The organism is Paenibacillus sp. FSL R7-0198 (genome assembly GCF_038000415.1).
In the GTDB taxonomy this organism is placed as follows: Bacteria; Bacillota; Bacilli; order Paenibacillales; family Paenibacillaceae; genus Paenibacillus.
Window position 1 is genome coordinate 2,018,300 of the sequence record NZ_JBBOCB010000001.1, and the last position, 17,256, is coordinate 2,035,555.

General features: G+C 46.7%; 10 protein-coding genes. 2 read left to right on the top strand and 8 right to left on the bottom strand.

Annotation, left to right across the window (positions count from 1 at the left end):
• Positions 1 to 79 precede the first annotated feature (79 nt).
• From MKY87_RS08650 to MKY87_RS08685, 8 genes are all read right to left on the bottom strand, one after another.
• Positions 80 to 3,364 (bottom strand): DUF5704 domain-containing protein, encoded by a 3,285-nt coding sequence (locus MKY87_RS08650; RefSeq protein ID WP_340963968.1) that lies wholly within the window; start codon positions 3,362 to 3,364, stop codon positions 80 to 82.
• A 407-nt stretch (positions 3,365 to 3,771) separates the two neighbouring features.
• Entirely contained in the window at positions 3,772 to 5,040 is a 1,269-nt protein-coding gene (locus tag MKY87_RS08655; RefSeq protein WP_340963970.1) for an S-layer homology domain-containing protein, read from the bottom strand.
• Positions 5,041 to 5,387: 347 nt separating this feature from the next.
• Positions 5,388 to 6,899, bottom strand: a complete 1,512-nt coding sequence (locus tag MKY87_RS08660; RefSeq protein ID WP_340963973.1) for an extracellular solute-binding protein — start codon at positions 6,897 to 6,899, stop codon at positions 5,388 to 5,390.
• Positions 6,900 to 7,120: 221 nt separating this feature from the next.
• A complete protein-coding gene (locus MKY87_RS08665) occupies positions 7,121 to 8,233 on the bottom strand; it encodes a glycoside hydrolase family 88/105 protein (RefSeq protein WP_340963975.1) in 1,113 nt (370 codons plus the stop codon).
• Positions 8,234 to 8,257: 24 nt separating this feature from the next.
• Complete coding sequence (locus tag MKY87_RS08670) at positions 8,258 to 9,757, bottom strand: extracellular solute-binding protein (RefSeq protein ID WP_340963977.1); 1,500 nt, start codon at positions 9,755 to 9,757, stop codon at positions 8,258 to 8,260.
• Positions 9,758 to 9,818: 61 nt separating this feature from the next.
• Positions 9,819 to 10,691, bottom strand: coding sequence for a carbohydrate ABC transporter permease (locus tag MKY87_RS08675; RefSeq protein WP_133385864.1), 873 nt, complete (start codon positions 10,689 to 10,691; stop codon positions 9,819 to 9,821).
• 45 nt (positions 10,692 to 10,736) lie between these two features.
• The gene (locus tag MKY87_RS08680) at positions 10,737 to 11,690 is read right to left on the bottom strand and encodes an ABC transporter permease (RefSeq protein ID WP_017686861.1); all 954 of its coding nucleotides are present in this window, start codon (positions 11,688 to 11,690) and stop codon (positions 10,737 to 10,739) included.
• Between the two features lie 281 nt (positions 11,691 to 11,971).
• Positions 11,972 to 14,308, bottom strand: coding sequence for an AraC family transcriptional regulator (locus MKY87_RS08685; protein ID WP_176872517.1), 2,337 nt, complete (start codon positions 14,306 to 14,308; stop codon positions 11,972 to 11,974).
• Between the two features lie 527 nt (positions 14,309 to 14,835).
• On the opposite strand from MKY87_RS08685, the gene MKY87_RS08690 reads away from it, so the two are divergent.
• Positions 14,836 to 16,839 carry an endonuclease MutS2 gene (locus tag MKY87_RS08690; protein WP_340963980.1) on the top strand — a complete coding sequence of 668 codons (2,004 nt, stop codon included), beginning with the start codon at positions 14,836 to 14,838 and terminating at the stop codon, positions 16,837 to 16,839.
• A gap of 140 nt (positions 16,840 to 16,979) precedes the next feature.
• Positions 16,980 to 17,231, top strand: coding sequence for a cysteine-rich CWC family protein (locus MKY87_RS08695; protein ID WP_133385867.1), 252 nt, complete (start codon positions 16,980 to 16,982; stop codon positions 17,229 to 17,231).
• Positions 17,232 to 17,256: the final 25 nt, after the last annotated feature.

A 17,256-nucleotide genomic window follows, 5' to 3' on the forward strand; every position in this document is an offset into this window, starting at 1 on the left:
CAAATTACACAAAAAAGAAGACAAACGTCATGTAGATTCACATGACGCCTGCCTTCTTTATGGGTAAAACGATACCTCTCTAATGTGGTACCTGGGATTGGAAATCATTTCGGCTGGATTGATCCGCGTGGTACAAAACCACGTCCCCATCTTGCATCGGCCAACTTCTCCCCTGACCATCTACCGGGCTGTTATCAAAACCTTCCATTTGCCATTGATTCATCAACGGTGCATGAATATATTGCAGATGGGGTGCATTCGTATTGCCGCTGCGCAATGTTTCGATATTGAAGTTAACCACAATGTAACCGCCCCTCAGAAATACCGTTGCCTTCTCATCCAACCGGTTTTGTCTGGCAAGCGACTCGAGATCGGTTCCTTTGGGCACTGCATATACATCTGCTGGCAAGCTATATTCCCCATACCAGCGCTGAATCGCTGCATTCGCCCGATCCACATTAACACTGGAGGGAATATCTGCTTTTGGGCCAATGAGTGTGCGGATCTGTGAAGGAAGAATCATCCAGTCATAACGACCTACCCACGTTTTATGATGAGAGGTCTGATCCACGAAACGAACCATATGTTCCGCCATTGTACCCTGATTACGTTCCTCCGCCGACAGTTCATAGGTATACTGATAACGCGCTGTATCACCCAACTCCGTACCGGGGACATTCCGCAACCGTGAGTTCAGGACAACAAAACGTTTTTCTAAATCTTGTGCCGATCCGATACGAATGAGTCGATCCTGTCCTCGATGGTAGTATAAATCCACTTCTTGCCGGTTGGTGCCATCTTTACTCACAAAAGAGAACGTCGGCGTGATTCGGATACCATCCTGTTTCCCAAACATATTGCCCTTGGTTTTCAGATCAAACTTGAAATGGTAACCTGTCTTCACTGCAGCATTTCGGAAACCCTGTACCGGATGACTGCCGGGACGAATGGGAAGTACAAAGGGAGCCAAATTACCTCGGGGATCTCCGTCTATACTGTTTCCTCCGGCCCAGTAGCTCACACCCGTTGGTTCGGAGCTGCCTATCCGCTTGCGGAACACATTCTCCCAGTTGTAGTCTGAAATATCGGTGATGTGAAAATCATACAATCGTCCGATAACCTCTATCGCAACGGTATCTGCTGCGACATGATGAGTCAGATTCGTATTGGCATCCTGTTGTTCTGTGAAGTTTGCAGGTGCATTTTCGGCGATATTTCGAAACTCGACCTGGTAATTCCCTTCATCTACCCATACAGGAAGATAAAAAGGAGTGTCCAACTGATTTACCGGAATATCCACCCATGTCATGGCCGGAATAAACTGACTTCTGGCACCGTTATAAACATCGAATGGAAAACGAACCTGTTTGATCCGGAAATATTTCGCATAATCATGGTTTCCATACCCAGGGTAACTCGCTACATCCAGATGCTGCCCTGAAGTTGGGATGCGTACAATAAACGGACGCTCTAAAATAAGTGCAGCTCTGGTCGGATCTGGCGTAGTCTTCTGATTATGAGGCTGATCATCTGACACCCAAGCATAGTTCACAACTGGAGTATGTACCGTCACCGAGTTGATGCCCAGAATGGGGAATTTCTGATCCTGCCCTCCGTTAACATTGCCAGGGAGAAGTCCATACGTAATCTCACCCGTGGTCGGCTGGTTAGCTACGTTCAACAATGTGTTTTTGATCGTCAGACGGTTCAGGTACAGAACATCGTCTCCGATCATGCCAGGCTGCGGGATCGTCCCAGGTCTTGGAGCTGTTTTCTCCACAGGAGCAGGATCAACAATCGTTGCTCCATTAAAGGTTACCTTGTCGTTATTAACGGTGTTCTCTCTAACCTCCGCTTCAGCTTCAGATTGAAACAATGACGTTTCATCTGGCGTAGAGGGTTCAGTAGAACCACCTGGGACCCCTTTGATGCCAAGATCAATTTCTCGACATGGTGCAGGTTTCACATGATTGGTAACCGCAGTATCCATGGCCGATTGCAAAGTCGGTGGTGTATATGCATTGGGCATAAGGGTCACGGTGTCACCATAACCGCCTAGCGCATAGTTAGAGACCTTGGCCTCATTTAACTTGTATACCTCCAGGTTATCGATCTGCCAATAGCTATATGTCCTTGTTACTTGCATCGTTTTATCCCCAGGCACATCACGTTCTCTCGGCTGAGGAGGTGTTCCTGGATCCCCCTCACCACTAGATGCTCTTCCCGGGATCGTCCAGGTTTTATGATAAACCCTTTTCACTTTAACGGTGTAAGTCACCGTCCCTGTCATATTAACCCAACGGTGCTGAAACAGATATTCCTTGGCCAAGACATTGGCATAGAGATCTTCCGAAGTCGGAATACCACGGGTAACATCGAACTTCTCAGATCCCCGATCGTCTGCCTTCAACACACCTCGAACAGACGGGTCCATTACCGATGCTTCAATAACCGTGCCTCTACTCGGTGGGCTGATGGTCACAGGGCAAGCGTTCGCAGGGTCGCCCCCCGGATCTCCATCATTACCACCTTCCCCATTATCCGTGCAGTCCTTCACCTCAAGCATCTGAGTCCCTTGTTCATCCAGTTGCTGAACAGAATCAAGAAAATGAGCTTTTATGGTAGTGCTACCCACGATCCCTTTTGTCGTGATTTTGCCATCAGCACCAATCGTGGCTATAGTCGGATTCGAGCTCTGCCACGTCAATTTGGGATGAGCCGTCAGTTTATGAACAGTGCGATCCGGTTTGGTTAAAACTGCTTCTGCCTGTAAAGGTGTCGTATTGGCCTTACAAGCATTCGGCAGATTCACAACAAGTCCTGGCTCAGACGTGACTGTTATGGTGGCAGTATCCGAGATCAGATATGTACCATTGTTCCATATCGCACGCACAGTGACCGTGCCCGGACTTTCGGCCGTTAACATCCCTGTTTTAAGCTCTATACTCGCAATCGTCTCGTCAGAAGAAAACCATTTGATCTCCGTCTCCCTGCGGGATACGTCGATGCCCCCACCAAAGGCTGTCGCACCATAGCCCTTCGTTTTCACCAAGGCTTCCATCTGCTGGGTTTGACCTAGGGTAAGGGTTTTATTTGGAGTTACATCGATTTCTTTTTCTTCGTGAATCTTACCTTCCCAGAAGATGCTAACAGGGGTGTGGTATACCATCTTATATTTGGGTTTATTGCCCGGCCTAGTCCCATAAGGTTCCCTTTCAAAGAACTCAAACCCTTTGCCAGTATATGTTCTAAGATCCGCATTTTTTTCACTTGTAACTCTTGGACTACCTATTCCTTCATAACTATTTACCTGCTGATATTTTACACCATCAGGATCGTTCTTTAACTTAATATCAGTTACCATTTCCTTATCAATTCCTATACCTCTATATGGCTTCCAACTTAGTGGGGGCCATCTACTCATATCAACATTATCAGGAATTTCTGTTTTTACAGGGTATGCATCATAATCAGTTCCTCCGTTATCCACATCTTTGTGCATGCCTTGATATTCTGCCCTAAATTCTCCTGAATCAAGTTGATACCAGTAAACTCCTGGTGTTCCTTGAGTTGGGTTTGCATCAACTGTTACTGCTGGCCCTTTCATGGATTTGGAACCATATTGTTCTTCTACGGCATTAGCTTTAAGAGTATCAAAAGTGCAGTAATAGACTGGTAATATCATAAATATAATTACTAAGATTCTATATAAACTTTTAAAACCACCTAGTAGATAACGTTTAATATTAAATTTAAACACCACCAAAAGTTCTATTGATAGATTTGAACTTCTTTACCAGCATCATTCTTTAACATATATCCTCCCTTTACAGGATCCAGAGTATGTGATGACCAAAATTTGGAAGATACCCCTTGCTTCAACATTGCGTTTGAGTCGTCTGGTAAAGTAATAAACCCTTTTTCTTTCAAATAGCTCACGTTAAATAATCGTTGAATTGGAATAGCTATATTATCATTCGCTCTAGCAATATTTAAAAGATTTGACTTATCAAGTCTAGAAGTAAACGTTATCTCAGCGTAGGTAGAGAAGCGCTCCTTTTGTGCCCTAGTCAAGTTATTTTGATCTACAAATAACGTGGCGTACAGTCCCTTGGGTTTAGTCCCTCGGGTATCCACTACGATAAATCTATGGTACTTTACGACCCCCACATTATTTTTCAATGTGTACTCTGTGTTAACTATATCTCCGAAGTTACCTTTAATATATTTGTAATTTGATACTGTCGTTAAATTCGTACCCGTCGTGCCGACCTCTCTCATTTCATTCAGATCACTGTACTTCCCGGCATCCGTGCCCTCCACATCCATATAACGCAGCAAAATGGCTGATACTTCTGCACGAGTGGTGGAATCCGCTGGTTTTAATGTGCCATCCTGGAATCCACCGACAATACCTGTCCCACGAACAAGGGCAAGATACGGAACCTGCTCGGCACGAATCGTGCCACGATTCACTTCCGGTGTAGGAAGCAGCGTATTTTTTGAATCGTTAAAAGCATCCTGGAAGCTGGTTCCGGACTTAATCAGTCCATTGGCAATCCATTTCATCATCTCGTAACGCGTTAGCTCCGCATTTGGATTGAATCCTTTGGCGTAATCGCCAGCGTTAATGAACCCTTGTCCTACAAGCTGGTTAACCGCCGCTTCAGACCAATGTCCCTTGAGATCAGCAAAGGGATTCTGCCCCTCTACCTTCTCTAGTCCAGTCGCGCGGGCGAGTATTGTCGCATATTCCCCACGCGTGATTTTGCCATTGGGACGAAACGTTCCGTCCTGGTAACCAGAGATCAGATTTTTTTCATAAGCTTTGGCAATTGTCGCTTGAGCCCAGTGACCCTTGATATCTTTGAACTTGCTAAGAGCAGTATCACTTGTTCCCGATGCAGCATTCGCTGTTGACGTCAAATGTACGGGGCCAATCGGTAATAGTGTTGCTGCCAATACAGCTGTCGTTACCAATCCGACGATCCAAACATTCCGTTTTTTCTTCTTCTCATGACCTTCAATTCGTTTCTTCAATCTACTCACGCTCCTATGTACCTTAGTATGGGGATGCTTTACTTGGTCAAGCTAGTCACTTCTCTTCATAACCAAAACCTAAATTTGTCATAATAATCAATATTCTACCATGTTGTACTAGGCTATTGGTATTATTTTTCGACCATCCCCATCACTTCAAGGCGTGCAACGCTCCTTCCATAGACCCACTTCATTCGCCTAAAACACAAAAAAAGGCCATGAATCCGCAGATTCATAGCCTTATGCTTTAAGGGTGTGGTCTTTCTTATGATATTGGAAAAATGAACTCACTCATAGAATAAACCATATCATTCCATTTGATCAACCTTTTTTTATTTCAGCCAGCTTTATTTTCCGTTCAATTCCTTATAGGACGCTTCGAGTTCCGTGATCAATTGATCACCACCGGCTTTTCTCCAGCTTGCGATTTCCTGCTCCCAACCTGCGTCATCGATTTTACCCATAATGTACTTGGTCTGCGCATCCCAGATCATCTGGTCCAGCTCCTGACCACGCTCGGTATAGATCGCCGAAGATAATGTAAGTGCCGGATTGGCAATGGCGTACTGCTCATTCTCACGCGCCATCTTTGTACCTTTCATACCAATGGGAACATCAACCAGTTCAGGCACATTATAACCCTCAATGCTTAACAAATTATCACGATATGGCTTCACTTCACGCTGATAAGCGTCAAAATCTTTGAGTTCGGTTTTCCCATCCGCAGTCTTGGTGTAGTGCACATCGAGCAATCCACGGAGCTGCAACGTGCTTAATTCCTCATCCATCAACTGGTCCAGGAACGTGAGAACTTGTTTCAATTGCTCCTCATCCGTAACGGATGCCTTCGGGATGACCAGCATTCCATAGTTTCCTGGCTCTCCGGCGATACGAATACCATCGGTTCCTTGGAACGGAGCCACATCAATCTCTCCGTCCGGAGCATTAGGCGTAAGCCGTTGCTGAGAGGACTTTCCGTTCTGGGCCACACCATTCAGCTTCATGCCAACTAGGCCCGAATCCATTTTTTTGTCCGCATCAGAAGGATCCAGCGCAGGGAAGTCACTATTAATTAATCCCTCGCTAAACAGTCGCTTGAAGAGCTTCATCGTATCCACATATTCGGTGGTCAGGAACTCCGGAGTCAATCTCCCAGCATCGTCCACACCCCATTTGTTAACGCCGCCAATACTTACAGCGATCCGCGTCAGCGGGGAAGAGACACCCTCATTATACTTTTTGAAGAGCAGTGTACCATACGTATCTTCCTTACCATTCCCGTCAGGGTCATCTTTACGAATAGAGCGCATCACTTCATACCAGTCATCCAGCGTTTTGGGTATGTCCAGCTTCAATGTATCGAACCAGTCTTTGCGATACACGATCGCAGTCCGTCCAATATCCCGGAAGTTTGGAATACCGTAAACCTTGCCTTCAATTTTGATATTGTTAAAATAAGCTTCGGATTGGGCAGACAGGTTTTTATAATCCTTCAAGTATGGCCCCAGTTCCCAGAACAATCCCGTTTTGGCGGCATTAAACGTTGTCGGTACATAATTCACACGCATAATGGTAGGCATCTCGCCTGAAGCAACCATAACGTTCACTTTATCATCAAAAGCAGACTGCGGAATCCACTGTACATTGACATCCGTATTCGTATATTCCTCAATCTTCTGCTCAATCCCGTTCTCCTTGGCCGGTATATCACCTACCTGCATTAAAGAGATGGAAATGGGAAGTTTACCTTCCCCTGCAGCAGGCGCTTTTTCTCCCCCGCAACCTGCAAGCAATCCAGCGGACATTGCACCAATTACAACGATTCCGCCTAAACGGGACATTGGACCTTTTGGACTCATGAACCATCTCTCCTTTTGGATAAGGTTATGTACACAGACCACTCCGATGACAGAACAACCTTCAGATCGCTGTTATCCCCAGATTTTTTGATTCCCTTCTAAACAAAGGGGAAAATCCGGGGATAAGCCTATGCTTCCGATGCAGCTTTCTTTCAGAAAGCTTTTAGGCGAACGCTTCGCTTCCTCAAGTTATTTCTGTCCTCTACGTTCTCATGTACATGTTAGTTGGACTTGTAAAGTTCAATCTCCACTCCCGCCAAAATGAACGGAGCGACCGACTTCGGATCATTGATCCGAATGGACTCGGTCACATAATACTCGTAGGACCCGTCACGATACGGGCTTCCTCCGAGACCGGCTCCGCCATTACACTGCGTCAGGGACAGCACGCCTTCACGGTCCGTTTGCAGCAGATGCTGTAGCAGACCCTGATATCCTTTTTCCGCAACCGCTTTGAACTTGCCACTCAGATATCCTTTACGCACACCTTTGCCCAATGCATAGACAAACATCGAGGTCCCAGAAGCCTCCAGATAGTTCCGCTCACGTCCCGGTTGATCCAACAAATGTGGCCATAGTCCGGTCTGCTGATCCTGCACATGCACTAGTGCGTTTGCTACCCGTTCGAAGATACCCACAATCTGCCCGCGCTGCGGATGATCTACGGGGAGGTGATCCAATGTATCCACAACCGCCATCACATACCAGCCCATCGCCCGACTCCAGACATGTGGAGAACATCCGGTCTCTCCCGAACTCCAGCGTTGCTCTTTGCTCTCATCCCAAGCATGGTACAAGAGACCGCTACGCGGATCACGTGTGCGTTGCTCCACCAACAAAAGCTGCAGAGCCGCCTTGTCAAACCACTTCTCTTCGCCTGTCACTGCGCCATACTGGGTCAGATATGGAGTGGCCATGTACAATCCATCCAGCCACATCTGGAAAGGGTAAATCTTTTTATGCCAGAATCCGCCTTCACTTGTGTGTGGCTGTCCCTTGAGCTGAGTCATAAGCAACTCCGCAGCTTTGCGATACTTTTCTTCTCCCGTTTTCTCATGCAGCAGGAACAACGATTTACCCTGATTAATCTGATCCAGATTATATTCCTCGATCGTATAGGATCGAATGGAGCCATCTTCCTGAACAAAATGATCCATCAGCTCACGGATGTAGTCAAAATACTTTTGCTCCCCCGTGTGTGTATACAGCTCCTCCAATGCTTTCAAAAAGCAGCCGTTCTCGTAATGCCAAGTGGCGTACAGCTCATGGTTGCGATAACTTTCCATGAATTGCTGTGCCATGCGCACCGATGTGAGTTGCAGTGTTTCCTTCATGATCAAGCCTCCGCTTCCGGCTCTTTATTGAGCCTGTTTTTTATAATCTTCGGCATATTCCTCACGAATCTTGTTTCCACCAGCATTGCCCCAATTCTCGATTTCCTTCTCCCAGCCACTTTGATCGATCTTACCCATAATGTATTTGGTCTGTGCATCGGCAATCACTTGATCCAGATCCGCCCCACGGTCACCATACGTTGGAGAATATAACGTCAGCGCAGGGTTTGGCACAGCATGCTCCGCCAGTTCCTTGGCAAGTGCCGTACCTTTTTCACCCAGTTCGGTGTCCTTCAATTTTGGTACGTTATATCCTTCGACATAAGGAAGATTGTCACGGTAAGGTTTCACTTCACGCTGGAATGCATCGAAGTCACTCATCTCCACCTGATCTTCGCCCACTTTGGTGTAATGTTTGTCTTCCATACCACGCATCAACAGGGTCGCCATCTCAGGGTCCATCAGTTTATCCAGGAAGGAGAGCAGGTTTTTGAGTTCTTCTTCCGATTTCACCGTTGACTTAGGGAATGCCAGAATGCCGGAGTTACCCGTCTGTCCTGCAACACGATCTCCGTTCGCCCCAAGCAAACCAGCGATGTCTACCACACCATCCGGATTGTTTTTGGACAAACGCTCTTGCTGACTTTTTCCGTTCTGAGCAACACCAACACGGATACCGACAACACCGGAATCATACTTTTTCTCCGCTTCCGTAGAGTCGAATACGGCAAAGTCTTGATTTAGCAATTTCTCATCGTACAAACGTTTCAGCAGATCCAGCACCTGCATATATTCCGGTGTCATGAATTCCGGCGTGAAGCTGCCATCATCCTCGACCTTCCACTTGTTAGGAGCACCAAAACTTACGCCAAGGCGCGTTGTGAAGGAGTATTGGTCCTCATTATATTTTTTGAAAAGCATCAGTCCAAACGTATTATCCTGACCGTCTCCATCCGGATCGGAGGTGGCCAGTGTTTTAATCGTTTCATACCATTCATCCGGTGTTGTTGGCACCTTAAGATTCAACTTCTCGAACCAGTCCTTGCGATAGATCACTGTAGCCCGCGCGATATCGGAGAATACAGGAACTCCATAGATTTTGCCCTCTACCTTGATGTTGTCAAAAAAACGCTCGTTCTGTGCCGACAGATTTTTGTAGTCTTTCAGCAAAGGCCCCACTTCCCAGAACACGTCATTACGCATCGCGCTGGTCACGGTCGGGTTATACTGCACTTTCACAATTTTCGGCATATCGCTTGAAGCGATCATCACGTTAATTTTGTCATTATAGGCCGAAGCCGGAATCCACTGGATATCCAGTTTGGTATTGGTATACGCTTCAATCTTTTGCTGAACTTCATTGCCTTTGCTTGGCACATCACCCACCTGTGCAATGGCTATGGACACATTTTGTACGCCGCTCTCGGCAGCCTGACCCTCGTCTGATCCGCATCCTGCCAGCAAACCTGTCACCAGTGCCAGTGTGCTCAAGACAGCTACGGCTTTCTTTTTTGTTGCTTTCATAACATGAAAACCTCCCTTTTTTATGCAGTCATATTGAACTGACTTTGAACCATGTGACGACTCAACCTTTCACCGAACCCAGCATCACTCCTTTTGCAAAGTGCTTTTGCAGGAATGGATACACCAGCATAATCGGGATTGTGGAGAATACGATAACCGCCATGCGAATGGTAAGCGGCTGGATCTCGGTCTCTTCAATACTCGTGTCTCCGATTCGACTCTGTGCCAGAATGACTATCTCACGCAGCCAGACTTGAACAGGCCACTTCTCACTATCGTTGATATAGATAACAGCGCTGAAGAAACTGTTCCAGTGGGCCACCGCGTAAAAGAGTGAAAATGTCGCCATCGCTGGCATGGACAAAGGCAGAACAATCCGGAACAATACGCCGACATCGTTACATCCATCAATTTTGGCTGCATCCTCCAGTTCGTCGGGAATGGCCTGGAAGAAGTTTTTGAGTACGATCAAGTTAAATGCACTAATAGCGGTAGGCAGCATCAGCGACCATAACGTATCCGTCAGGTGCAAAGATTTCACGACAAAGTATGTTGGAATCATCCCGCCACTGAAGAGCATCGTGAACAATACACCCAGCAAAATTGGCTGGCGTCCACGCAAATATCTTCTGGAGAGCGGATATGCCATAAGTGATGTAAACAGCAGGTTGATGAAGGTACCAATCACCGTAATATAGACCGATACACCCAGACTGCGAATCAAGGTATCTGTAGAGAAAATGTAACGGTATGCGGCCAGAGAGAACTCTTTTGGAAAAAGAATGAATCCTCCCTTAGCCACTTCATGCGGACTGGTAAATGAGACAGCCAAAATATAAATGAACGGGATGACCGTTACGATACCAATCAACAGCAGCAAGCCGTGATTCACAAAATCAAAGATCCGGTTGCCCCACGTTTTATCCTGTTGCATCTTAATGTTCACTCCTGTCTGGTGAAGAACGTCTGCTCCCGAGAGTTAGTAGACGCCTTCCTCCCCGAATTTTTTGGCCAGCGTATTGGCACCAAGGACAAGTGCCAGCCCGACAACCGATTTGAACAATCCGACAGCAGCACTATAACTGTACTGTGCCTGTGTAAGCCCCTTCGTGTACACGTAGGTATCAAATACCTCGCCCACATCCCGGTTTGTCGGAGTCAGCATCAGGAAGATCTGTTCAAAGCCTGTATCCAGGAAATTGCCCAGACGCAGAATGAGCAAAATGACGATTGTACTGCGAATCGCAGGCAGCGTAATGTGCCAGGTTTGGCGCCAGCGATTGGCACCATCAATCCGTGCAGCTTCATAGAGCTGTGTATCCACACCGGAAAGCGCCGCCAGGAAGATAATTGTGCCCCAACCAACTTCTTTCCAGATGGATTGTCCAACAATCATCGTTCGGAACCATCCGGGTTCAAGCAGGAACGCCACTTTTTGTCCAGTCAGGTTATAGAGCAATTCATTAATCGCACCACCCTCGGTTGTGAACAGCATGTAGAACACACCGACAACAACAACCCAGGAAACAAAGTGTGGAACGTAGACAAGCGTTTGTACAAATCGTTTGAACCGTTCACGGCGAACTTCATTCATCATGAGTGCCAGTACAATCGGCAGTGGGAAAAAGAATACAATGTTATAAATGGCAAGTAAAAAGGTATTCCGAAATAATGTCCAGAACTGCGGTTCTCCGAAGAAACGCTGAAAATGTTTGAACCCTACCCAGTCACTTCCCAAGATGCCCTTGTAAGGCGTGTAATCCTGAAAAGCCATCGTGATGCCATACATGGGTATGTATTTGAAAATAACAAAGTAAAGCACACCTGGTATTAACATGATATACAGCCACCGGTTTTTGATAATGTCCCTCCACAGCAGGTTTTTGTCACTGCGGGTAGCGGGCCGTGTTCGAGCCGCCGTTTCGGCTTTCATATTGTCTTCCTCCCCACATTGGAAACGATTACAAAATATCACTTCCTGAATTCATGTCTTCATTGTGGAGGATAAACGAATGACTGGCTATCGTCTCGTTTTAGCCTTTTGTTTTTCCTTATGTAGCAAGGGTTTAGTCCATTTCCCTCACAGAATCTAAAGGCGCAATGGACTGCTTTCAACCTCCATATTCCTGTCTTAACTTCATAGAGGAAAGTGGTCTTCTTCCTTCATCCGAACATAAAAAAGCCTGCCTGCCATGGCGGGCAGAGCAGGTTGTTTTATCGCTGCTGCTCCCGGTACTTGCCGGGGGTTGTTCCTGTGATTTTGCGAAACGTACGGATAAAAGCGGTTGGATTGGTATAGTTTAATTTCTCGGCAATCTCTGATATTTTAAGATTTGTTGTTTGCAGCCAGGTCTTCGCTTTTTCCATACGATACTCTGCGAGATATTCTGTAAAATTAACTCCCGCTTCCTTCTTGAATACCCGACTTAAGTAGACAGGATGGAAATTAAGCTCCGCGGCACAGGCTTCCAGCGATAATTCACGGTCATAACGTTCCTCGATCAAGCGAATCATGCGTCTCGCAATATTCATGTATTGGGATTCTTCCTGTTCTCGCCAGAAACGAATGACGGGCAGGAACAGCCGCTTGCGGAACCAATTGGTCATTTCGTCCAATGTGGACAACTTCAGCAAATGTGACATGGATGCTTTTTCACCCAGTACTTCAGCCACATCTCCACCTTGCTCCTGCACAAGCTGATATACACGAGACAATAACTGAACCATAATGACGGGGTATTCACTGAAATGGAGTTTTTTGTCTGCAAGCAGCCCCAAATATTGCTTAAAGTAGGCGTCCGTCTTCTCCTCATCTCCTTGCTTGAGCGCAGACGCAAGCTGATCCTCAATCATACGTAACTGGGTATACAACGCGGCCTCCATCTGACCACGTGGCTGAATATCCTCGTAATGCAAAATAATACGGCTGCCCAGACTTACCCGGCCCTGCAGAGCCTCTCGGCTCTCTTGAACAGCTCTTGGCGTATCGCCGATACAAGCGTAGGAACGACTGATACCGATACTTACGGGCAGATTCAGATAAGTCACGACACGTTCGCGAATCCAGTCTGCCTGGGTATGCATCCATTCCTTCAGCTTCACCTCATCCGTGAGTTCGGAGGCAAGTACGGTGACCTGAGCATCATCCAGCATGACCGGGGTGAACCGAACTGCCGAAGGGAGTAGCTCACCTACCATATTGTTGACAGCAAACAGCAGCAGATCGCGATCCTGTTCCTCATATCGTGTCCCTTCCAAGGTATCGATCTGGAGCATGAGTACGCCAAGATTTGCCCACCCTGTCGGGAAATCGTACAATTCTCCCTGATATCTGAAATCCTCTTCCGAGATTTTGCCTGTGAGCAGTTTGGTCATAAAAAACTCCTGGAGGTGCACATGCTGCCCCTTCATCTGCTCACGCATCGTTTTCTCCGAGCTGAACAAGGTTGACAATTGCTCCTCAATATAGATAAATTCATCCTGTCGGCGTCCTGACGGAGCAACTGGGGAATCCAACCCCTTCGTAAATTGCAGCAGTCTGGAGATCGGTGAGTACATCCGCCGACTGCCGTATATGGCGAACAATCCCGTTACACATAACATGACCAGTGTAGCGATACCGGTAACCAATGCAATTTTCTGTGACTGGGCCGTAATCTGTCCAAGAGATACAACGGACACGTATAACCAGCCATTGAGCGGAGATTGCCTATAACTAACCGCCACTTGATTACCTTCCACCTCCGCACTGAAGAAACCCTCTGACTGGGCCGTCGTTTGTACCATTTCCTGAATTTCCTTATTCAGCGCGTCATATTTCCCGCCTTGCTGCATATCGTTCAGAAAATACTTCTGCTCCCGATCCAGAACGTACATATCTCCAGAATTCGTATTTCGGCTCAAGTAGGTACTCAGTTCCGTATCGGCGATATCAATTACAAGAAATCCCTTTGGTTTCACATTGGTTGGTATCATCGGGATTTTGAATACCATACTGACCACATTATCCGATGATATAAGGGTAGGTGCCTGTTCGGGTGTTAGTTCACCCATACCTGCTGACACAGGTACACTTTCTTTGGCTGAACTGGCATTCTGAGTGACCCAGAACAGGCTGTTGGTATAACTTAGGTAGGAGCCAATTCGGTCTCGAATGCTGAAATCATCCAATTTGCCAAAAGAACGCATGGACACGACCCAATCTTCATCCAGATTAACCAGATAGGCTTGGTCAATGTTCGTAACCGCTTGCAAGTTGTTAAAACCGGATGTCAGATCACGAATCTCCTGAAACTCGCTGCTGTCTAGTGGTTTCTTCATCGCTTGTAGTACCAGGGGCGAATTAACATACTGGATGGATGATAATTGCAGGCTGCGCAGAACTTGTTCTACCCTCATTTGGGTCTGATGTAATATCTGAAGATTGCTCTCACGCACTTTCTGTTCAATGTCACGTGATGCAATCGTATACGAGACCGAACCAATAACAATGACCGGAAGGGCTCCGAGGATCAGGGTAAAACAGAGCAAACGCAGTAAATACTTAGGCAAGAAGAGCATCCTCCTTTATACATATGTTCATTAAATTAAATCGCTTTCATTGGATTATTTTACTATTGTTATTTTAAAACCCATTCTTATTCAAGTCCACTCATTTATTCTAAAGGTTGACTTCAAACCAATTTCCAGTTTATATTGGTTGCATATTCCTCAATCAAAGGAGAGATTTTTAATGTCGGTGAATGTTCTTAACTAACCAAGTTTCATATTCAGGAGTTTGGCCTTTCATTGCGCTTGTGCCCATATGGCATACGTGTATTTCATGATGCGCCAGATCCCTGTACTTAGTTAAGAACAGCGGATATCATAAATCGCCTCCGGGATTGTCATTGTCCGGGTCTATTTCCGCGCTGAGTTCAGCGCGGATTTTTTAATATAGACCTGTAGTGGACTTTGCTTTCCCATATGTTTAGGGCGGAGAATGACGTTTGTTCATTCTCCGCCCTTTTTGCGTTTTCCAGGAATATGTTTCAGCGCATCAACTGAAATTACAATTCAAATTCAAGGAGAGATTACGCATGAATGAAAACACATTAAACAGTCTGGGTTATCCACAAATTCAAAAAAACGTTGCAAACTGCGCCCTGTCTTACCTGGGCAAACGTTATGCGAGAGAACTAAAACCGATGGTAGATGCTCACCTTATTCAGATTCGCCTGGAAGAAACTGCAGAAGCGGCTGCGTTGATTCGCTTCGGGGCCAGTATTCCCCTCCCTTCACTCGACGGAATGGAAACCATTATGGATCTGCTTGGCACCGGTTATCTATTCAGTGAACGCGACTTCAGTCATCTCGCTCAGTTCCTGCGGAGCTGTGCACAACTCATGAAGTACATGGAGGGCAAATCTGGGGCCGCTCCCACCGTCAGTCGTTATGCAGCATCCATGATTCTGATCGAACCTTTGCTGAGTGAGATTGAGCGCTGCATCCATAGTGGACGCATTCAGGATCAGGCGAGCAAGGAACTCATTCGTATTCGTAAAAAAATAACGGTCAATGCGGAACGCATGAAACGAAAACTTGATTCTCTGGTGAGTAAACATCGCTCCATTATGCAGGAACATGTCATCAGCCAACGGGGAGGAAGAACGGTTCTGCCCATTAAGAAAGAGTTCCGTAAACAGGTGAAAGGCAGTGTACTGGATGAATCCGGGAGCGGGCAAACCGTATATATCGAACCTGTTGAATTAGTAAATTTACAGATGGAATTGGCCGCTCTACAAGCGGAGGAGTCCCGAGAGGAGATGAGAATTCTCGGTGATTTAACCTCCCTGGCCGAATCGTATAACCGTGAAATCGCACTGAACACCGAAACGGTAGGTGTATTGGACTTCCTGTTTGCCAAAGCCAAATATGCGGCCACCATGGACGGACGTACCGTTCGAGTCAATACTCAGGGCCACATTAGCCTTCAACGTGCACGTCATCCGTTCATGGGTTCTTCCATGGTCCCCCTTGATTTTGCAATCGGCAAAACGTACTCGTCGCTCATTATAACGGGCCCGAATACAGGGGGTAAAACGGTCGCACTCAAAACACTTGGTTTGTTAACCCTGATGATGCAATCGGGTTTGCTTATTCCGGTGGAGGAAGGTGGCGAGATGGCTGTTTATAACGAGGTAGCAGTTGATATTGGTGACGGGCAGAGTTTGGAACAAGCACTCAGTACATTCTCTGCACACATTCGCAATATGATTGGCATACTGGAACAGGCCAATGCGTCAACTCTGGTGCTCATTGATGAGATGGCTTCCGGCACAGATCCCGGTGAAGGTGTTGGACTATCCATCGCCATGCTGGAGGAACTTCACAGCCGCGGAGCAACCGTTGTAGCGACAACACATTTTGGTGAAATTAAACATTTTGCAGCTGCCACGCCAGGATTCGAAAATGCCCGTATGGAATTTGACACCGTTTCTCTCCAGCCGCTGTATCGATTACGTATCGGAGAAGCTGGTGAGAGCTATGCTTATTCCATCGCATTAAAGCTGGGCATGCCACAGCGAATTATCGAGCGATCCAAGTCCCTGTCCAATCAAAGTATTTCAAGAGATCGTACATTCGTGTTCACATCACCTCCTTTGGAAAATCCGGCCCTGACGCCTGATCGTTCCGTTGCAGAAGCAGACGGCCCAGCAGAGTTATCCAAGCGGAACCAGTCGAAACAGTCAAAGGATTCAATCGGTCCCCACAAAAAGACAACAACTAGAGAGTCGGATTCTCCTGCTCCTGCCAAAACTTTTCGCAAAGGGGATCGGGTGTATGCGGCCTATCTTAATCAGTCGGGCATCGTCTGTGATGTGGAGGATAGCCGTGGAAATATCGGGGTCATGCTGCGAGGACGCAAAGTCAAAATCCATAAGAAACGCCTGACCCTGCATATATCAGCCGATGAGCTTTATCCGGGTGACGATTATGACTTGGACATTGTGCTAGAAACAAAGGAAAATCGAAAGAAGCGTAAGTTGATGGGACGCAAACATGTGGAAGGCCTACAGATCGAATTACCGCCTGAAGAATAGCCGATGGGAGAAACAGATGTGGTGAACTGGAAGTCATATATACAGAGCGAAATCCATAATCACCGGCACATTTCTGTTATACTGGGGACCAGTATGTTTAACTTCAGCTCGTAGCTATTGCACAGGGAGGGAAGAACTGAATGTCTGCAGAACAAGACGATCAAGAGCACATCCATATCGATGTTCTTGTCTGCCCATTATGCGGGGAAGCTAATCGCTGTTCCTATGCCGCAGGACATCCTCATTCGGAATGCTGGTGTAACCGGGCTACTTTCCCCGAGGGTGTGTTTGACCGCATTCCGCCAGAGCAGCGCCGAAAATCGTGCATATGTCAACGCTGTTTGGACGAATATGCCGATAAAAGCCAACAAAAAGAAGAGCCACACAGTTAACAACTGTATGGCTCTTCTTCATTAT